General features: G+C 60.4%; 14 protein-coding genes. 4 read left to right on the top strand and 10 right to left on the bottom strand.

The features are described 5' to 3' along the window. Positions 1-48: 48 nt before the first annotated feature. The 10 genes from HKD24_RS01780 to mutM form a co-directional block, all read right to left on the bottom strand. On the bottom strand, positions 49-3,015 hold the full coding sequence (locus HKD24_RS01780) for an FAD-binding and (Fe-S)-binding domain-containing protein (RefSeq protein ID WP_194258757.1): 2,967 nt from the start codon (positions 3,013-3,015) through the stop codon (positions 49-51). Positions 3,016-3,093: 78 nt separating this feature from the next. Further along, positions 3,094-4,920, bottom strand: coding sequence for a glutamine--fructose-6-phosphate transaminase (isomerizing) (gene glmS / locus HKD24_RS01775; RefSeq protein WP_194258756.1), 1,827 nt, complete (start codon positions 4,918-4,920; stop codon positions 3,094-3,096). Further along, complete coding sequence (glmU, locus tag HKD24_RS01770; RefSeq protein WP_194258755.1) at positions 4,920-6,254, bottom strand: bifunctional UDP-N-acetylglucosamine diphosphorylase/glucosamine-1-phosphate N-acetyltransferase GlmU; 1,335 nt, start codon at positions 6,252-6,254, stop codon at positions 4,920-4,922. Before glmU ends, glmS begins: the two co-directional genes overlap by 1 nt. Positions 6,255-6,358: 104 nt before the next feature. Then, complete coding sequence (locus HKD24_RS01765; RefSeq protein ID WP_194258754.1) at positions 6,359-7,150, bottom strand: DUF3108 domain-containing protein; 792 nt, start codon at positions 7,148-7,150, stop codon at positions 6,359-6,361. Then, positions 7,140-9,584, bottom strand: a complete 2,445-nt coding sequence (gene gyrB / locus HKD24_RS01760) for a DNA topoisomerase (ATP-hydrolyzing) subunit B (protein ID WP_194258753.1) — start codon at positions 9,582-9,584, stop codon at positions 7,140-7,142. The genes HKD24_RS01765 and gyrB overlap by 11 nt, the downstream gene beginning before the upstream one ends. A gap of 85 nt (positions 9,585-9,669) precedes the next feature. Beyond that, complete coding sequence (recF, locus tag HKD24_RS01755; RefSeq protein WP_194258752.1) at positions 9,670-10,773, bottom strand: DNA replication/repair protein RecF; 1,104 nt, start codon at positions 10,771-10,773, stop codon at positions 9,670-9,672. Positions 10,774-10,786: 13 nt separating this feature from the next. After that, on the bottom strand, positions 10,787-11,911 hold the full coding sequence (dnaN, locus tag HKD24_RS01750) for a DNA polymerase III subunit beta (RefSeq protein WP_011251605.1): 1,125 nt from the start codon (positions 11,909-11,911) through the stop codon (positions 10,787-10,789). A gap of 90 nt (positions 11,912-12,001) precedes the next feature. After that, positions 12,002-13,441: a chromosomal replication initiator protein DnaA gene (dnaA, locus tag HKD24_RS01745; RefSeq protein WP_228124104.1), complete on the bottom strand. Its 1,440-nt coding sequence runs from the start codon at positions 13,439-13,441 to the stop codon at positions 12,002-12,004. Between the two features lie 322 nt (positions 13,442-13,763). Next, positions 13,764-14,033, bottom strand: coding sequence for a 30S ribosomal protein S20 (gene rpsT, locus HKD24_RS01740; RefSeq protein WP_062510301.1), 270 nt, complete (start codon positions 14,031-14,033; stop codon positions 13,764-13,766). 126 nt (positions 14,034-14,159) lie between these two features. Continuing rightward, positions 14,160-14,993, bottom strand: a complete 834-nt coding sequence (mutM, locus tag HKD24_RS01735) for a bifunctional DNA-formamidopyrimidine glycosylase/DNA-(apurinic or apyrimidinic site) lyase (RefSeq protein ID WP_194258751.1) — start codon at positions 14,991-14,993, stop codon at positions 14,160-14,162. A 30-nt stretch (positions 14,994-15,023) separates the two neighbouring features. On the opposite strand from mutM, the gene HKD24_RS01730 reads away from it, so the two are divergent. The 4 genes from HKD24_RS01730 (at position 15,024) to HKD24_RS01715 (ending at position 19,226) form a co-directional block, all read left to right on the top strand. Beyond that, complete coding sequence (locus HKD24_RS01730; RefSeq protein ID WP_194258750.1) at positions 15,024-15,812, top strand: class I SAM-dependent methyltransferase; 789 nt, start codon at positions 15,024-15,026, stop codon at positions 15,810-15,812. Between the two features lie 4 nt (positions 15,813-15,816). Next, positions 15,817-17,007 (top strand): bifunctional phosphopantothenoylcysteine decarboxylase/phosphopantothenate--cysteine ligase CoaBC, encoded by a 1,191-nt coding sequence (coaBC, locus tag HKD24_RS01725; RefSeq protein ID WP_194258911.1) that lies wholly within the window; start codon positions 15,817-15,819, stop codon positions 17,005-17,007. Positions 17,008-17,036: 29 nt separating this feature from the next. Further along, the gene (dut, locus tag HKD24_RS01720; protein ID WP_194258749.1) at positions 17,037-17,492 is read left to right on the top strand and encodes a dUTP diphosphatase; all 456 of its coding nucleotides are present in this window, start codon (positions 17,037-17,039) and stop codon (positions 17,490-17,492) included. 90 nt (positions 17,493-17,582) lie between these two features. After that, positions 17,583-19,226 (top strand): ABC transporter permease family protein, encoded by a 1,644-nt coding sequence (locus tag HKD24_RS01715; RefSeq protein ID WP_194258748.1) that lies wholly within the window; start codon positions 17,583-17,585, stop codon positions 19,224-19,226. Positions 19,227-19,250: the final 24 nt, after the last annotated feature.

Here is a 19,250-nt window from a genome sequence, read left to right as displayed (position 1 = left end):
CGGACCGGATGCGTCCAGAGATACCATATCTTTATTAACGTCCTGTTTTCAGGACCGTTCCTGCAAAGCGGCGAGCAGAGCCTCTGCCGGATGGGCCGGGCGATGACCGGCCATGCGCTCTGTCTGGCAGCGGCATGAAAATCCGGTCGCGAGGACTGGCTTTTCGACCTTGGTCCGCCAGTTCTGATCAAAAATCTTCCGTGACAGGTCGACATGCTCTTTCTGATGCCCGAACAGCCCGGCCATCCCGCAACATCCCGCTTTGCCCGCCTGCACCGGCACGCCGAAATGACCGAGGATAAAGGCCCAGTCCCCGGCACTTTCCGGTCGTGCAGCCTGTTCCGTACAGTGGGAGATGACAGTCATGGGGGTCGCCAGGTTTTTGATCTGTGCGGACTGCAACATCCCCTGCTCTATCTGCTGCCGCAGGAACGTTTCCAGCGGGATAACGGCCGGTATCGGCGCCTCGCCTGCAACGTCCTTATATTCCTGGGTGAACATAAGCCCCGTTGCAGCATCCAGCGAAATGACCGGAATGTCGAATGTTGCGAGTTTGCGCAGGTTTCGAAGCGTCTGGCGGGCCGTAACGCCAAAGCCTCTGCGAAATCCCAGAACATGACGGGCTTTGCCATTGTCCCAGACAGGCGTGACCCTCACATCCAGCCCGAGAGCCGTCAGAAGCGTATAAACGTTCTCGACAAGACCGCCATCAAAGCTGCCTGTAAATGAGTCCTGCATCAGCACGACCGCACGCGGATTGCCGCGGTTGCGCCGCAACCACGAACGGCTGATCCGGCTGTCCGCATCCAGTTGCGCCGGATGCAGGTGCGGAAGATCCACCAGCCCGAACCGCGACAGAACGGCCCGCGAGAGCGGATTATGCATCAGGAAATTGGCCAGCGTCGGGATCGTCCGGCCTACAGCCAGAAGCGGCTCCAGCCAGTAGACAAGATAATCGCGGATCGGCCTGCGACGGTCCCGGAAATAGCTGGCAAGAAATTTCGAACGCATGGAGGGAATGTCCACACGGATCGGGCACTGTGTCGCACAGGCCTTGCAGGACAGGCAGGTATCCAGCGCATCCTTGAGTTCGTCCGTCAGGGCCGGAAGCATGCTGCGATCGGGGGCGTCCTGCGGCAGTGAGCGTAGCCTGGCCCAGCTCCGGATCAGAAGCGCGCGACCTTTCGGAGACTGGGACCGGTCTTTCGTGGCCTTGTAGGACGGGCACATGGCCATGTCCGACTCACGGTTGAAACAGGCGCCATTACCATTACAGCTTATGGAAAGCGCATAGGGTTCGCGGAGCGCGGGAGCAATGTCCTCGTCGAAACGTCCCTTGAACGGGATGCCGTCGATCCGGTCTACAGGATAACCCGCCCCACCGGGTGCCAGCTTGCCGCGGTTGAAAATATCTTTGGGATCAAAGACATCCTTGATCCGGCAGAGTTCCGCGAACAACGTCTCGCCGAAAAACAGCGGGGAGAACTCACCACGGAAGCCACGCCCGTGTTCGCCCCAGAGCAGACCGCCATGTCGTTTCGTCAGATTGGCCACAGCATCGGAAATCGGGCGGATCAGTGCGCGGTCTTCTACGGTCAGCATATTCAGGTACGGCCGGACATGCAGGCAGCCCACATCCGCATGTCCGAACATGCCATAAGACAGCCCGTAACCATCGAGAATGTCCCGGAACTCGCTCACATACTCAGGCAGCACATCCGGAGGAACGGCAGTGTCTTCAACGAAGGGAACACCCTGCCGATGGCCGTCCGGACGCCCGAGCAGACCAACCGACTTTTCCCGCAAAGTCCAGAGGTTCGCAATGATGCTCGGATCTGAAACTGCTTTATGATCAATGGGTTTGTGGGGAGAGTTCTCAAGCAAGATGACCGCATGAGCCATCTGCTCCTGCAAAACATCCAGATCGTCTCCAACGAACTCGACGAAGCTCATGCCTTTGACCGGAAGTGCAGATTTGTTGCCCAGAACGCTCTCAAGCAAATGCCAGATCACGTCCTGCTGGGCCTTGGCAAGAACGCGATCGTCCAGCACTTCCACCGCAGAAGGATTGGCAGGAAGAAGAGTCTGCACGTCGCGCAGGGTATCATTGAAGCTGGCATAGCGGACGACGATGAGCTGACGGTATTTCGGCAGCCGCTTCACGCGCAGAACAACTTTTTTGGTCAGGGCAAGCGTGCCCTCTGATCCCGCCAAGAGCCGCGCGAGATGAAAGCTTCCATCCTCAAGCAGGACATTCTGAAGGTTGTACCCGGTCAGCCCGCGGTTCATGTCCGGAAAGACACGCCGGATTTCGTCTGCCTGTTCCGTGACAACCCGCTGAACTTCACGATAGGCACGGGCCGCAAGCCCTGCTCCGTTCACGCGGTTTTCCAACTGCGCAGCTGTCAGCGGGCTCACATGGAGGTCAGTCCCGTCCGACAGAACGACATCCATGGCGTCTATATAGTCGGACGTCCGGCCATAGATGCGCGATCCCTTGCCGGACGCATCAGTCGCAATCATGCCACCGATTGTGGCCCGGGTGGCCGTCGAGACCGTTGGTGGGAAGAAAAAACCGTGGGGTTTCAGAAACGCATTAAGCCGCGCCAGAATAACGCCTGGCTCCACAGTGACCGTCCCGGCCTCAGCATCGAAATCGAGGATCCGGTCCAGATGCCGTGAGACATCAAGCACAATGCCATCCGTCAGCGACTGGCCATTGGTTCCCGTTCCACCGCCACGGATCGCAAGGATCAGTTCACCATCGGCAGCGGCGCGTACGGCCCGGTTGATGTCTTCGCCTGTTCGCGGATGAATGACGGCCGCAGGAAGACGCTGGTAGATGCTGTTATCGGTGGAAGACACCAGACGGGAGGAGACCTGAAGATGGATATCGCCTTCAAATCCCTGCTCATCCAGTCGTCTGACAAAGGCTTCGCGGACGGCGATTTCAGATGCGCTGGGAGACAGGCCTGAATTCCCGGTTGTTCTGCCGGATACTGCGTCTCCACCCATCTGTGCGTTTCCTTCACCGTCTCACTGTCTGTGCCGTTATACTCTATGCAGAAAACTTTCCCCCGATAGGAAAATCCTTCATTCCACCGTAACGGACTTCGCAAGATTGCGGGGCTGATCCACGTCCGTCCCTTTGAGCAGCGCCACTTCATAGGCCAGCATCTGGACGGGAATGGCATACAGGATCGGTGCTACGAACGCGTCCACATCCGGCATGATGACAACCTGCTCAGCCACGTCCTTCAGCCGCTTCGCACCTTCTGCATCGGTGAAAGCGAGGATGCGTCCTCCCCGAGCCTTGGCTTCCTGAAGATTAGACAGGGTCTTGTCGAACAGGATCGTGGACGGTGCGATGGCAACGACCGGAACGGTCTGGTCGATCAGGCTGATTGGGCCATGCTTCAGTTCACCTGCGGCATAAGCTTCCGCGTGGATATAACTGATTTCCTTTAATTTTAAGGCGCCTTCAAACGCAATCGGCGTACAGATCCCGCGTCCCAGATACAGGACATCGCGAGCCTGTGCCACAACGGCCGCCATGGCCTGGATATCCTTTGTGCGGGTAAAGACTTCCGCAGCGCGGGACGGCAGATCCAGCAGGCTAGCCGTCAGACGTTCTTCACGAGCCTGATCCATGGTGCCGCGAGCCCGTGCGAAGTCGATCGCCAGTGCCGCCAGAACGGAAAGCTGCGCCGTGAAGGCCTTGGTAGAGGCAACGGAGATTTCCGGCCCAGCATCCATACCCAGCACGAGATCGCTTTCACGTCCCATGGTCGAATGCTCGACGTTCAGCACGGAAACAATGCTCTGCCCGGCCTTCTTGAGGCTTCGCAGAACCCCGAGCGTATCGGCCGTCTCGCCCGACTGGGAAATCAGCAGCGCCACGCCCTTGTCCGGCTGCGGCGGCTCGCGATAGCGCATTTCGGATGCAACATCGATCTCCACCGGGATGCGCGCAAGGGATTCCAGCCAGTACCGCCCGACCATGCCGGCATAATAGGCCGAGCCGCAGGCCGTGATGGTGATGCGCGGAACCTGCGCCGGATCGAACGGCATTTCCGGAAGGGCGATGCGCTTCGAAGCTGGGTCGGTAATGCGCTTCAGCGTCTGTCCGATGGCGACGGGGTGTTCATGGAGTTCCTTCTCCATGTAATGCCGGTAACCATCCTTGCCGACCTGTCCGGCCATGAAGGTCAGGTCCTGAACCGGACGGCTGACTTCCGCGCCGGTCATGTCGAAAATCGTGACATGACCGGGGGTCAGTTCGCACCAGTCGCCATCTTCCAGATAGGTCATCTTCCGGGCCATCGGAGCCAGCGCAATGCTGTCAGACCCGAGGAACATCTCACCATTGCCATAGCCCACCGCCAGCGGTGCGCCATGGCGTGCACCAATCAGCAGACCCTCATGATCCTTGAAGATCATGGCAATGGCATAGGCGCCTTCCAGCCGCTTGATCGCGGCAAAGGCTGCATCGCGAGGTTCCAGCCCCTGGCCCAGATAGTCATCGACCAGATGGGCAACCGTCTCTGAATCCGTCTCGGTCCGGAACACGCGTCCCTTCGCCTCAAGCTCTTTCTTGAGCTCGGCAAAGTTCTCGATGATGCCGTTATGGACGATTGCTACACGGCCAGCCTCATGAGGATGGGCATTGTTTTCCGTAGGCGCGCCATGCGTGGCCCACCGCGTATGTCCAATGCCAGTCGTACCAGGCAGCGGGTGTTCCTTCAGGACATGCTCAAGATTGTCGAGCTTGCCAGCTGCACGACGGCGCTCAATATCTCCGGACGCCGTCAGCGTGGCGATGCCTGCGGAATCATATCCGCGATATTCAAGACGGCGGAGCGCCTCGAACGCGATCGGACTGGCAGGCTGGTGTCCAACAATGCCGCAGATACCGCACATCAGCCCTGTTCCTTCCGAGCTTTGAGAGACTGTTTGATCTGAAGACCCTGCCCGCTTTTCAGCGTCTGCCGGGCCCGGCCCAGAGCGAGATCGCCGGGGGGAACGTCACTGGTAATGACGCTGCCGGCCGCAATAAGGGCATCGTCCCCGACGGTTACCGGCGCCACGAGGATAGAATCAGAGCCGACGAACACGCGCTCTCCGATCGTGGTCCGGTGTTTGAAGATGCCATCGTAGTTGCAGGTAATGGTCCCTGCTCCGACATTCGTGCCGCTCCCGATCGAGGCGTCGCCCAGATAGGTCAGATGATTGGCCTTCGCGCCCTCACCCAGCTCTACATTCTTGAGTTCGACGAAATTTCCGACATGCGTCTGCGCGGCGCAGAGCGTGCCGGGACGCAGCCGCGCATAGGGACCGATCATCGCATTTTCCCCAACCTCGCAACCTTCCAGATGGGAAAAGGCACGAATGAGGGCACCGGAACGGACCCTGACGCCGGGGCCAAAGAAAACGTTCGGCTCGACCGTCACATCCGCCTCGATAACGGTGTCGGTGCTCAAGAACACGGTTTCAGGAGCAACAAGCGTAACGCCCGCATCCATGGCCGCATTTCGCAGCCGGGTCTGAAGCGTCGCCTCGGCACGGGCCAGTTCCGAGCGGGAATTAACGCCCGCCAGTTCGGCTTCCGGTGCTTCCACGCAAACGACCGGTCCGGCTTTCGCGGCCATTTCAACCACGTCTGTCAGGTAATATTCGCCCTGGGCATTGTCGTTGCCGACATTCGCAAGCCAAGTCCGGAAATCGTCGGCTCCGGCACACATGACGCCCGCATTGCACAGCGTGATGCGGCGTTCGTCTTCTGTGGCGTCCTTGAATTCGACGATCTTCACGACCCTGCCGTGATCTTCGACAATCCGGCCATAACGTCCTGGTTCGGCAGGCCGCATTCCGAGAAGCACCAAACTGGCGCCTTCCCTGCGTGCTGCCAGCAGGCGTTGCATCGTCTCTGCCGTAATGAGCGGATTATCGGCATAGAGAATGGCCACATCGCCTGTGCCAAACAGGGCCCGCGCCGTGTTGGCAGCATGGGCCGTGCCAAGCCGCTCGATCTGCGTGATGGTTTTGAAAGGACGGACGGCCTTTTCAAGCTCCGGCATGTCCGGTCCGGTGACGACGACCACATCATCAAAGACCTGCCGGGCAGTTGTGATGAGATGGTTGATCATCGGCTGGTTGCCCAGACGATGCAGCGCCTTTGGCAGACGGGATTTCATGCGCGTGCCGAGGCCCGCGGCAAGGATAATGGCAGTGGTGCGATGGGTGCTGTCGGTCATGTCCCGCCCGGGGTATCCAAACCGCGGGCCCGCGTCAAACGGAGCCCGCAGACTGTGTCATCACTTCGAATTGCCGATTATTGCAAGACGTTCGAGTGCTCCGTTCAGGGAGCCACGGCGTGCTGCATGACAACCATGACACGCCCGAGTTTGGGGTGATTGAACTCGATCCGGACCGGGACTGCGCCCAGACCATCGATCTTCTTAAACCAGACTGCTCCCGGCTGTGGCGCAGCCAGTTTTGCCCGGTTTGGAGAGTCCTTCACAAAGCCGGCAAGCTGCCGACCAATAAAGTCACACCGCAGGGCCTGCCCCGAATAGGCTTCATCCTGCCCTTGCGGAATATCTGCCACGGTGGGGCCATGCACCACCATTTCGCTCAGGCGGATCCCATCAAAAACGATCTGCGAGCCGTCACATTTGCCGGTTGTCACAAGGGAATGCAGCAGCCGTGCCATACCGCTCAGCGTATCGACCGTATGGGGTAGCGAACTGTCGGGGATCGGTTCGCGATCGGTTTCCGGTGGCTGGAGATCCGTCACTTTTGGAGTGTCGTTCGAGAACTCGAGCCGGACATGCCGATGCTTGCCGCGGGAAATGCCCCCGCTGTCAAACAGGACCGGCTGCACGCTGCCATCGGGCGTGAACTTCCCCTCAACGCGGGATGTCACGTCCATGGTCACGAACCAGCTGATCAGGCCCGCGGGCTTGATCTGGGTGCTGCCCCCATAGCCCCAGGGCTGGAGCTGATAGGATGCCTGCGCGTTCAGGGCGTGAAAGCCCTTGAGATAAACGGCATAGGCAGCGTTGACCTGCCCCTCGGCCCGGGCCGGGCTACAGCCCAGTCCGGCCATCAGGGCAAGTGCGGTTCCTGCGACAAGAGCCTTAAACGTCAAGATTGGCGACTTTCAGGGCATTGCCGACAATGAAGTCCCTGCGGGGCTCCACAACATCGCCCATCAGTGTCGAGAACACCTGCCCGGCATCTTCCACATCGCCGACCCGGACCTGCAGCAGGGTGCGGGTCGAAGGATCGAGCGTCGTGTGCCACAGCTGCTCGTCATTCATCTCGCCCAGGCCTTTGAACCGGTTGATGGTCAGGCCACGGCGTCCCTGAAGCAGGATGCGCTCCATGACGGCTGCGGGACCAAAGAGCTCATAAGCCGTGGGGTCGAGCGTAAGCGTGACAGGCTTTGCGAAATCGCGGGCAAGACGCTCCCATTCCGACACCAGCCAGCGGGCTTCCGCCGAGCGCAAAAGCGAAGGCTCGATCCGGTAGACCTCACCCACACCGCGAACCGACCGGGCACATTCCAGACCGGTTTCCGAAATGGAAACCTTCCAGCCGCGCTCGTTGGGTAGCGAAGCTCCATCCAGACGCCGCTGGAACTCGGGCATCCGCGATGTCGCAACAGCGATATCGTTGTCAAGAACGCCCGAGATGGCGGCCTGCTCCATGACCCAGACGGGAACCTTGGAAGCAATGCTCTGAAGGCGACGGGCGGCAGCCGAAAGGAACGCGACTTCCTCGACCAGAGGCTCTCCCGTCAGCTCCCGACCATCCGCAAAGCGCAGGGAGGCATTCGCCAGTGCCTTGTCCAGCAGATACTGCTCAAGAGCGGCATCATCCTTGAGATAACGCTCTTCCTGACCGCGCTTGGCACGGTAGAGCGGCGGCTGGGCGATATAGAGATAGCCCTGCTCGATCAACTCCGGCATCTGGCGGAAGAAGAAGGTCAGCAGCAGCGTACGAATATGCGATCCGTCGACGTCAGCGTCAGTCATGATGACGATCTTGTGGTAGCGCAGCTTTTCGGCCGAGAAACCGCCCTGATCGACGTCACCACGGCCAATACCGGTGCCAAGCGCCGTAATCAGTGTTCCGATTTCTGCCGAGCCCAGCATCCGGTCGAACCGGGCGCGCTCGACGTTCAGGATCTTGCCACGCAGAGGCAGGATGGCCTGGAAGCGACGGTCACGTCCCTGCTTGGCCGTGCCACCCGCGGAATCACCCTCAACGATGAAAATTTCAGCCTTGGAGGCGTCACGCTCCTGACAGTCCGCGAGCTTGCCCGGAAGCGAGGACACATCCAGCACGCCCTTGCGGCGCGTCAGCTCACGCGCACGACGCGCAGCTTCACGCGCGCTGGCAGCATCGATGATCTTGGCGACAATGGCTTTCGCTTCTTTCGGATGCGTCTCGAACCAGTGGGAGATCGCATCGGAGGCCGCGGCGTGAACGACCGGCTGGACTTCGGACGAGACGAGCTTGTCCTTGGTCTGCGAGGAGAACTTGGGGTCCGGCACCTTCACGGACAGGACAGCGGTCATGCCTTCACGCATATCCTCGCCCGTCAGCGATCCGGCCTCACGCTTGGCCACACCTTCGGCATACTTGCCAACAACGCGCGTCAGGGCCTGACGGAAACCGGCCAGATGCGTGCCGCCATCGCGCTGCGGGATGTTGTTGGTGAAGCACAGCATCGTCTCGTGATAGCTGTCGTTCCAGGTCAGCGCGAACTCGACGCGGATGCCGCTTTCGGGGTTGTCGATCTCACCCGTAATCGGCGGAGTGACGATGGAAGTTTTTGAAGAATCAAGCCATTCCGCGAACGCGCTTAGACCACCATCATAGTGGAAGCGCATTTCCTTCGGCTCGGCATGACGCTCGTCACGCAGGATGATCAGCATGCCCGAATTCAGGAACGCCAGCTCGCGGACGCGCCGCTCCAGGATGGAAAGATCGAAATCAACCTTCGTGAAGGTCTGTTTGCTGGGTTTGAACGTAACCAGCGTGCCGCGGTCTTCCGTGGACGGTCCGATGACATGAAGTGCTTCGTCACGCTCGCCATGCTGGAAGCGGATCTTGTGCTCCAGCCCGTTGCGCCAGATGCGCACTTCCATCCATTCGGAGAGCGCGTTCACCACAGCCGCACCCACCCCATGCAGACCACCGGAAACTTTGTAAGAGTTCTGGTTGAACTTGCCGCCGGCATGAAGCTTGGTCAGCACGACTTCGGCGGCGCTGATACCTTCTTCGGGATGGAGGTCCGTCGGAATACCACGCCCATTGTCGCGCACGGAAACCGACCCGTCGCCATTGAGCGTCAGGATGCAGTAGGTCGCGTGTCCGGCCTGGGCCTCGTCCACGGCATTGTCGATGATTTCGAAGACCATGTGATGCAGGCCGGAGCCGTCATCCGTGTCACCGATATACATACCCGGACGTTTGCGGACGGCATCCAGTCCCTTTAGTACCGAGATGGAGGAAGCGCCGTAATCTTCACCGTCGGCGCCAGGAATCTCGGGCTGGTTCTGGGTCTCTGACATGCGCGTGACGGTCTCCATGGTACTCTGAAAATCTGTGGGGTCAGTATAGCCTGCGCCGCCCAATTAGGCCAGCGGCGCGGGTATGTCAGGATGGAGATATGGTGCCGTTCCTGACGGAAAAAAACTGGGCGCGGCCTGCAATTGGCGCAAATGGTTCGATATCGGTGCCCGTAATCAGGACAGGAGCCTGCAATCCTTCAAGGCTTTCAAGAAGCGCGCGCCGCCGCCCTTCATCCAGATGAAGCAGAGGCTCGTCCAGAAGGATCGCCGGCGCATGACCACGCTCCTGCCGCATCAACCGTGCATGGGTCAGGATCGTACCCGTCAGCATGACTTTCTGCTGTCCACTGCTCGAAAGCTCGGCGGGACGCCCTGTCGCGGTGTCAGACAGGGTGAAATCGGCGCGATGGGCACCGACAGAGGTGCCGGAACGCAGCCGGTCCTCATCGCGGGACTGCTGAAGGCTACTCCTGATCCAGTCCTCTACCTCCAATGCGGGCTGCCTGCCAAGACGAGCGGAGATGGCACAGTCCAGATGAAGCGTACTGGCAGAAAATCCATCATTTTCAAATGGATAGGCGTTCATGCTCTCAACAAGTGCGAGCCGTGCAGCGGAAGCGGCAACAGCATGGCGGGCAATGGAGTCTTCAATGGAAGACAACCATGCCGCCTCAGTCGGGCGCTCGGAAAGGAGCCGGTTGCGGCTGGCAACTGACCGGTCATGAGCTGCAATCTGCCGCCCATGATCGGGAGATAAGGCCATGACTAGCCTGTCCAGAAACCGGCGTCGTCCGCTGGAGCCTTCCTGAAAAAGCCGGTCCATCTGCGGGGTCAGCCACACACAGGAAAATTTTTGCCCGATTACAGCTTGAGAGCGGATATTTTCCCCATCAAGGCGGAATGTCCGGCGCTGCCTTTCGGTCAGATCGCTGCCGGTGCCGATCCGGAATTCATCCAGTCCGGACTGAAGTGTCGCTGCAACGCCCCAGTGGTCCGCTCCATTGCGACAGAGAGCAGGAAGTGGCGCTCCCCGAAGACCGCGGCCAGGTGCCAGCAGGGAGACGGCTTCGAGCAGATTGGTTTTCCCGGAACCGTTCTCTCCCGTCAGAACCAGAATGGAGGCATCCGGGGTCCAGACGGTATGGGTGTAGTTCCGGAAATCCGTCAGCGCGAGCCGGGTCAGTTTCAATAGCGGCTCGTGCTCAGACCCGCATGGGCATCAGGACATACAGCGCCGAAGGCGATGCCGTGTCACGGACGATGGTGGGAGCAGAGCTGTCGGAAAATGCGAATTCTACTTCCACGTCGATCTGATCGGTGATGTCCGTCAGGTAACGGGCCTGGAAGCCAATCTCGATCGGCGCAGCGTCGTAGGAAACGGCATTTTCATCCAGTTCCTCATGCGCCACACCCTGATCTGGGCTAGTGGCGGAGAGGTTCAGCATGTTCTGCGTGACAGACAGCTTGACCGGTCGTGAACGCTCCTGGCTGATGGCTGCGACGCGACCAACAGCAGCGGCAAAGTCGCGCTTGCCGACGCGCAGGATGCGGTCATTGCCCTTGGGAATGACGCGCTCATATTCCGGGAAAGTGCCGTCGATCAGCTTGGAGGTCAGCAGGACCGGACCGGCCTGGAACTGGATGCGGGTGTCGGACAGCGATACTTCTAGATCGGCCGCCCCTTCGTCGAGCAGCTTGCGCAGTTCGTTGATGGTCTTGCGCGGGATGATGACTCCCGGCATACCGCGCGCGCCTTCCGGAAGTTCCGTCTCGACGCGGGCAAGACGGTGGCCATCTGTAGCCACAGCCCGCAGCATCGGGATGGACCCGTTTTCTGCAACATGCAGGTAAATACCGTTCAGGTAATAACGCGTTTCTTCGTTAGAAATGGCGAATTTCGTACGGTCGATCAGCCCACGGAGCGTTGCCGCCGGGATCGAAAAACGATGCGGCAGATCACCCGCGACCATGGCCGGAAAATCATCAACCGGCAGCACGTTCAGGCTGGTGGCATAACGACCGGCCCGCAGGGCAAGCGGTGCTTCGCTGTCCTGATGGTCGAACTCCAGAGCCACGCCATCAGGCAGCTTCCGAACGATTTCGAAAAGCACTGCTGCCGGAACGGTCGTGGAACCGGAACGCTCGCCGCTCGCAGGAACATCTTCCACGACAGCGATTTCCATATCCGTCGCCGTCAGGCGCAGAACGTCATCCTGATAGCTCATCAGAACGTTGGCCAGGATGGGAATGGTATTCCGCTTTTCCGCAACGCCGTGAATATGCGCCAGAGCCCGTTGCAGCAGGGTACGGTCAACCTTGAATTTCATTCCGAGCCTCGGCGAAGATCTTGAATTAATTGAGAGAACCTAGCAGACCCCCGCCCCTCGGGAAAGAGAGGGATCGGAGGTCTCGCGAGGTTAGCCTTCGAGCATCCGGCGCAGTAGTTCCACGTCCTCGGCGAAGGACGTGTCCTGATCCATCAGCTCTGTCACGCGGTTGACGGCGTGCATGACGGTCGTGTGATCGCGGTTGCCAAACTTGCGTCCAATTTCCGGCAGCGAACGGCTCGTGAGCTGCTTGGCCAGATACATGGCAACCTGACGCGGACGTGCCACGGCACGGGCACGGCGGGCTGAGGACATGTCTGTCAGACGGATGTTCCAGTGCTCGGAAACCTTACGCTGGATTTCCTCAATGGTTACGCGGCGATCGTGTGCCTTCAGCATGTCCTTGAGAACATCCTGCGTCGTATCGAGCGTCACAGGACGTCCAACCAGATCAGCATGGGCGATCAGGCGGTTCAGCGCGCCTTCAAGTTCACGGACATTGGTCGTGATCTTGTGGGCGAGATATTCCAGAACCTTGGACGGAACATGCGTGCCCGACGCCTTGGCCTTGGCTTCCAGAATGGAAATGCGCAGCTCGAAGGTCGTGGCATGGATGTCGGCCACCATGCCGCAGCCCAGACGGGTCCGCAGACGGTCTTCTAGACCCGACAGATCAGACGGGCTCTTGTCAGCGCTGACGATGATCTGACGACCGGCATCGACCAGGGCGTTGAACGTATGGAAGAATTCTTCCTGCGTGTTGTCCTTGCCGATCAGGAACTGGAGATCATCGATCATCAGCACGTCAACGGAACGGAGCTGTTCCTTGAACTCCATCGTGGACTGCGAACGGATCGCCGCGATGAAGCGGTACATGAACTTTTCCGCGGACATATAGGCCACGGAGACCTTCCCTGTCCGGGTCAGTTCCGTTCCGATCGCGTGCATCAGATGCGTCTTGCCGAGACCAACGCCACCATACAGGAAAAGTGGATTAAAGCCGGGGCTCGACGGCTTTTCCGCCACGCGGCGGGCGCAGGCATAGGCGAACTCGTTCGGCTTGCCGACAATGAAGGTATCAAACGTAAAGCGCGGATCAAGCGGCACAGCCAGATCGCTGCGGCTTTCCGGTGCGGCAGCCTGAGGCAGGCTTTCGCTGATTTCGCCCGTGCCCTCGCCGCCCTCGTCCAGATCATCCACAGGCACTTCCGGCAGACCACGCTTGACCTGAAGTTCAACGCCCTTGATGTCTTCGCGCTCGGTACGCCAGAGCGTCTGAAGGCGCTCTTCATACTGGCTGCGGACCCAGTCGCGGAGAAAGCGTGTGGGTAGGTAAAGGGTCAGTTCATCTTCATCGAGCGGCCCCAGAACGATCTGCCGGAGCCACGTCCGGTATTCGACCTCGCCGACCTCACTCTTCAGTTTCTCACGAACGCGGACCCAGGCGGTCTCCAGCGATGTCGTCGAACCGGGGGCGGAGGCGCTGGCGTCCAGATACTGAGCGTTTTCCACCATTGTACCCCCTTTCATGTCCATTCCCGCATTCGCGGGCATCAGTTATGGTTCCCTGCACGCAGGGCAGTTGCGCTCTCGACAGAAAAACTGCAGCAGAAAAGCCGGCGAATTTCCGGAGAGGCCAGAGCATCCGATACTTTTTTGTCGAACGCCCAGAATAGGCGTCCGTTCTGCCCGAAGCAAGCTGGAACACGAAGGGTTCAGCGGGATGTCCCGGGAGTGTTCCCAATGAGCAACCCGGCAACAGAAGCCCGGAAAAAGATCTCGGAGATGCAGTCAAAAAAGAACGCGCTCCTGGAGGGGAGCGCGTTCTTCAGTTCCGACCCGAAGGTGAAGCTCAGGCGGTTGCCAGAGCCTTCACGCGGGCGGACAGACGGGACAGCTTGCGGCTGACCGTGTTCTTGGCAATCACGCCCTTGCCTGCTGCGCGCTGCATTTCCGGCTGTGCAACCTTGAAAGCCTCGGAAGCAGCGGACTTGTCACCGGCCTGGATGGCGAGTTCAACCTTCTTGATGAAGGTACGCATGCGGGACATGCGGGCAACGTTGCGCTCACGGCGACGTTCGTTCTGACGGATACGCTTGCGGGCAGAAGCTGTGTTTGCCATGGATCTTTCGGTTCAGTTTGCGTTTTGGTCGCGTAAATGGTTGGCGCCGTCTACTCTGTCCGGACGGGTCACGTCAAGCGTTTTGCACATTTTACACAGGATGGGGGCATCTTCCTGTCACGCTGCCTATTTCTGGCAGGTCGGACAGAAGAACGTTGACCGCCCTGCCTGTGTGATCCGCTGGATCGGATGTTCTGCTCCACAGTTCGGGCATGGAGCCCCTTCGCGTCCATAGACGAGATGCAGGTCCTGAAACCCGCCTTTCGTGCCGTCAGCCTGCACATAGTCGCGCAGGGACGATCCTCCGGACGCGATGGCCTGCTCCAGGATCTGTGGAATGGCTTCTGCAAGAGCGGCGGTCTCTTCTCCTGTCAGGGTACAGGCCTGTCGTTCGGGATGAATGCCGCAGCGGAATAGCGCCTCGCACACATAGATATTGCCAAGTCCCGTAATCAGCTTCTGATCCAGCAGCACGGATTTGATCGGTGTACGTCTGCCCCGGAACAGTTCCGCCAGTACCGGACCGGTCATGGCGTCCGAAAGCGGCTCCATTCCCAGATGGGCCAGGAGGCGGTGGCTGTCCTCTTCAGACGTCCGAACCAGATCGACCATGCCAAAGCGCCGGGGATCAACCAGCCCTGCCCGCGCGCCGCTGTCCGTTTCAAGAACCAGATGCTCGTGAGCTGGCGGAGTCGCGTTTGTCCCTGCCCGGCCAATCGTGAGTCGGCCCGACATGCCCAGATGCAGCAGCATGCTCCACCCGCCTTCAAGACGCATGAGAATATACTTCGCGCGCCTGCGGAACGAGAGAACGTGATGACCTTCCAGCTTTTCCCGCAGATCAGCGGGAAACGGCCAACGAAGGTCGGGGCGATTGACGGAAACATGGCTGATTCGGTGCCCTTCAAAGGCATCACGAAATCCGCGCATGACGGTTTCGACTTCTGGAAGCTCTGGCATGGCTGGCCTCAACGATATATCGATTGCCCCATGACCGATAGCGCAGAACACAACGCCTCGCCCTTCCAGTCCTCCGCACACGCCGAGGACACCACCGATTTCGGCTACCGGAGTGTTCCGCGCGGCCAGAAGAAGACGATGGTCCGGGAGGTGTTCGAGAGCGTCGCCGGGAAATACGACATCATGAATGACGTGATGTCGCTGGGCATTCACCGCGTCTGGAAACGCATTTTCGTGGGCATGCTCAATCCGCGCCCGAACATGAAGCTGCTGGATCTGGCGGGTGGCACGGGTGACATCACCTTTGGCTGGCTCCGTGCCGGTGGTGGTCCGGCCATCCTGTCCGACATCAATGCCGCCATGCTTTCCGTGGGACGGGACCGCGCCATCAAGGCCGGACTGATCGGCAAAATCGAGGTCTGCGTCGTGGACGCGGAAGCCATCCCCCTGCCCGACTGCTCCGTCGATCGCGTGACGATCGCCTTTGGCCTGCGTAACTGCACGGACAAGGACGTCGTGCTGCGTGAGGCGCGTCGTGTGCTCAAGCCAGGCGGGCGCTTCTTCTGCCTTGAGTTCTCGCAGGTCGAGGTCGCAGCCCTCGCGCCGATCTATGACATGTGGTCCTTCCAGGTTCTGCCCAAGATGGGCCAGATCATCGCCAAGGACTCCGAGAGCTACCAGTATCTCGCCGAAAGCATCCGCATGTTCCCCGATCAGGAAACGCTGGCGCAGATGATGCGCGATGCCGGGCTCGAGCAGGTCCAGTACCGCAACCTGTCCGGTGGCATTGCCGCCATTCATTCCGGCTGGCGTCTGTAAGACCATGCGCCGCGTCCTGCTGATCGTCTCGGGCGGCATTGCGGCGTTCCGGGCGCTTGAGCTGGTGCGGCTGCTGCGGGCGGAAGGCATTGCCGTCACGCCCGTCATGACCGAGGCCGCCAAGGCCTTCGTCACTCCGCTCAGCCTCGAGACGCTGGCAGGCGAGCGCGTGCATGACGCGCTGTTCGAGCCGACGCAGGAAAGCGAGATCGGCCATATCGCCCTCGCCCGAAGCGCGGATCTTGTGGTCGTCTGTCCCGCCACCGCCAACATCATGGCGCGCATGGCCCATGGTCTTGCCGATGATCTGGCGACCACGCTTCTGCTCGCGACCACATCCCCCATCCTTCTGGCCCCGGCCATGAATGTGCGGATGTGGGAACACCCCGCGACGCAGGCCAATCTGAAAGCTCTCGAAGCACGCGGCGTTTCTGTTGTCGGGCCGGATGTGGGAAGCATGGCCTGCGGAGAAGTCGGCGCGGGCCGTCTGAGCGAGCCATCCGCGATCCGCGATGCCATCCTGCATATCCTGACGCCGGACCGCTCTTTGGCCGGACGCCGCATTCTCGTGACGGCTGGCCCGACCGTCGAGCCGCTCGATCCCGTGCGGTTCCTGTCCAACCATTCTTCCGGCCGACAGGGCTATGCCATTGCGGCGGCTCTGGCGGTACGGGGTGCGGACGTCACGCTGATCAGCGGGCCGGTCTCGATCTCTGTGCCTGACGGCATCCATCGCATCTCCGTTCAGACCACCCGCGAGATGCTGGCGGCCTGTGAAACTGCCCTGCCGGTCGATGCTGCCGTCTGCACCGCCGCCGTCAGCGACTGGCGTGCAAAGGAACTGGCGCCGGGCAAGATCAAGAAGACGGGTGACGGACCGCCCAGACTCGAACTCGTGGAAAACCCCGACATTCTGGCGACGCTCTGCTGTGCCGCCCAACGTCCGCGCCTCGTTGTAGGATTTGCCGCCGAGACGGATGATGTTCTGGACAACGCCCAGGCCAAGCGTCTGCGCAAGGGGTGCGACTGGCTGGTGGCCAATGATGTGCGTCAGGGCGTGTTCGGCGCCATGCGCAATACCGTCAGCCTGATCGACGATAATGGCATTCAGAGCTGGCCGGAAATGGACAAGACGGACGTCGCGGAACAGCTTGCTCAGAGGATTGCAGCGTTCTTTGCCCATCCATCTTCATAGGTATCGCGATCCGGGATAAGACAGAGGCCATGACGACAGACCTGATTGATGTGCGCATCACGCGCATGCCTCATTCCGAAGGCCTTCCCCTTCCCGCCTATGCCACTGCCGGTGCTGCAGGATTCGATTTTCTGGCGGCAGTAGATGCTCCCATGACGATCGCCCCGGGTGAGCGCGTTCTGGTGCCGACGGGGCTGTGCATCGCCCTGCCACCCGCTTACGAGCTTCAGGTGCGTCCCCGCTCGGGTCTGGCTCTCAAGCACGGCATCACGCTGCCCAATTCGCCTGGCACCATCGACGAAGACTATCGCGGCGAGCTTCGCATCATCGTCATGAATGCGGGCACCGAACCCTTCACCGTCGAGCGTGGCGCCCGGATCGCACAGGGCGTGCTGGCCCCTGTCTCCCGCCTGCGCTGGACGGAGGTCGAGACGCTGGATGAGACGGCGCGTGGCGAAGGCGGCTTTGGCAGCACCGGCCACTGATCCGGCCGGTGAAATGCAGAAAACACTTGAGCCTTCCAGATTTCTCTTTCTAACCTCTGACTCCCATCAAGAGGAAGGATCGCGCGCATCATGACGGGCAGCCCGATGGCCATGCCCATGCGGATCATGCATCGCTGGCGACAGCGCATGAGCGGTATCGAGCTTTCGATCCTGTTCTGCGCGACGGCTCTTGCACTTCTCGTAGCGCATCGCGGCCCGGCCATGTCCGTCCTTGCCGCCGTTCCGCCGAGCCTGACCCCGCCCCTGTGGGAGGTGGCCGGTCTGACGCTTCTGCATATCGCCCTGTCACTGGTGATTGTTGTGGGAGCGTCCCTGCTTCTATCGGGTGCTGCGTGTCAGTGGCCGCGCTTCCGGGCCTTTCTGGTCCCCGCTCTTTCTGTGGCCCGTGCCATTCCGGGCCTTGGACTGATCGGGATACTGGCCGCCATCTTTCCCCCTGACCTGACAATCATGCTGGTTGCGGCCTCAAGCATGATCTGGCGGATTGTAACCGCTGTCCTGGATGCGGAGGACACACTCCCTGCCGCGCTGGATGAAGTGGCAACGGGTCTGCGCATGACGGGCTGGCAACGCTTCTGGCGTCTGCAGATGCCGATTGCCGTACCCCTGACGACGTTCAGGGCCATGCAGGCCATGCCGGCCTTCTGGGTCCGTCTTCTGTCCGCGGAAGGCGTAATGATGCTGATGAGCCACCAGACAACAGGCGGATGCGGAGCGGAAGTTCTGCGGGCGACGCTGGAGCATCACCCTGTCCAAATCATCGAAGTCTCCGTGGTCATCCTTCTGCTGATCCTCCTGATCGATCAGGCCATCATGCGTCCGATGATGGGCTGGGCACAGCGCTATCGTCCGGAAGGCCCGTTCGAGGAGCGCTCACGTCCGCAGTCATGGCTGCTGATGATCTGGCGCCGGACGAAACCCATGCTCTGGATCAGCGGCACCATAGGCCGCGCTCTCACATGGATCGGCAACTGGCGGATCGGGCGTCCCCGGATCATTCTTCCCGAACGCACCACGGCAATCTGGCAGCTTCCCGAAGCGGTCCTGCCTGTCGTTTCGCTGCTTCTACTCGTCTATGCGATCTATCATGCCGGTCTTCTCCGACTGCTTCCTTCGGATCTTGCCGAAGCTATGCTGACGCTCTTGCATGTCTGCGGAACACTGGTTCTGTGCGTGTTGGTCTGGGTTCCCCTGGGTCTTCTGATCAGCGAGAGCAGGTCGTCCCTGCGAAACCTGTGCCGCGCAGCTGTTGCAGCCTGCGGGCTGTTTCCGGCCGTCCTGCTTTACCCTCTCTGCCGGGAACTCGGGCTCAATTCCGCTGTCGTGCTGCTGTTCCTCGGCGCGCACTGGCTGATCGGGATCGTCGTTCTGGATGCGGCAAAAGCCATTCCTTCGGGTCTGAGACAGGTCGCCGCAGGGCTTCGACTGCGCGGCGTCCTGCTGTGGCGCAGGCTTCTGCTGCCGGCCATCGCGCCCGAATTGTGCGGCGGCCTTCTGACGGCCGTCGTGCCGGTCTGGAATGCCGTGATGGTGGCGGAGGCCTTCGTGCCTGCCGATAGCGGGCTGGGCGCGCGGCTGCTCTCCGAAGTGCTGAGTGGTGCCGTGAGTGCCCAGATCCTTGCCCTGATGCTGCTGACGCTTCTGTCCATGATGCTGGACCGGCTGGTCCTGCAACCTCTCGCCGTGAACGCGGCCCAGAAATACACGATCTGAACCTCAGGCTGAAATCCACAGACC

The sequence above is a fragment of the Gluconobacter vitians genome (genome assembly GCF_015244565.1).
Taxonomy (GTDB): Bacteria; Pseudomonadota; Alphaproteobacteria; order Acetobacterales; family Acetobacteraceae; genus Gluconobacter; species Gluconobacter vitians.
Note: the sequence above shows the minus strand (reverse complement) of the source record. Positions and strands in the feature narration are given on the sequence as shown.

Excerpts from the sequence above, each read along its gene's own strand:
- dnaN (WP_011251605.1), bottom strand. The coding sequence starts at position 11,911 with ATGAAATTCAAGGTTGACCGTACCCTGCTGCAACGGGCTCTGGCGCAT.
- gyrB (WP_194258753.1), bottom strand. The coding sequence starts at position 9,584 with ATGTCAGAGACCCAGAACCAGCCCGAGATTCCTGGCGCCGACGGTGAA.
- coaBC (WP_194258911.1), top strand. The coding sequence starts at position 15,817 with ATGCGCCGCGTCCTGCTGATCGTCTCGGGCGGCATTGCGGCGTTCCGG.
- glmU (WP_194258755.1), bottom strand. The coding sequence starts at position 6,254 with ATGACCGACAGCACCCATCGCACCACTGCCATTATCCTTGCCGCGGGC.
- glmS (WP_194258756.1), bottom strand. The coding sequence starts at position 4,920 with ATGTGCGGTATCTGCGGCATTGTTGGACACCAGCCTGCCAGTCCGATC.
- dnaA (WP_228124104.1), bottom strand. The coding sequence starts at position 13,441 with ATGAAAGGGGGTACAATGGTGGAAAACGCTCAGTATCTGGACGCCAGC.
- dut (WP_194258749.1), top strand. The coding sequence starts at position 17,037 with ATGACGACAGACCTGATTGATGTGCGCATCACGCGCATGCCTCATTCC.
- HKD24_RS01715 (WP_194258748.1), top strand. The coding sequence starts at position 17,583 with ATGACGGGCAGCCCGATGGCCATGCCCATGCGGATCATGCATCGCTGG.
- mutM (WP_194258751.1), bottom strand. The coding sequence starts at position 14,993 with ATGCCAGAGCTTCCAGAAGTCGAAACCGTCATGCGCGGATTTCGTGAT.
- HKD24_RS01780 (WP_194258757.1), bottom strand. The coding sequence starts at position 3,015 with ATGGGTGGAGACGCAGTATCCGGCAGAACAACCGGGAATTCAGGCCTG.
- HKD24_RS01730 (WP_194258750.1), top strand. The coding sequence starts at position 15,024 with ATGACCGATAGCGCAGAACACAACGCCTCGCCCTTCCAGTCCTCCGCA.
- rpsT (WP_062510301.1), bottom strand. The coding sequence starts at position 14,033 with ATGGCAAACACAGCTTCTGCCCGCAAGCGTATCCGTCAGAACGAACGT.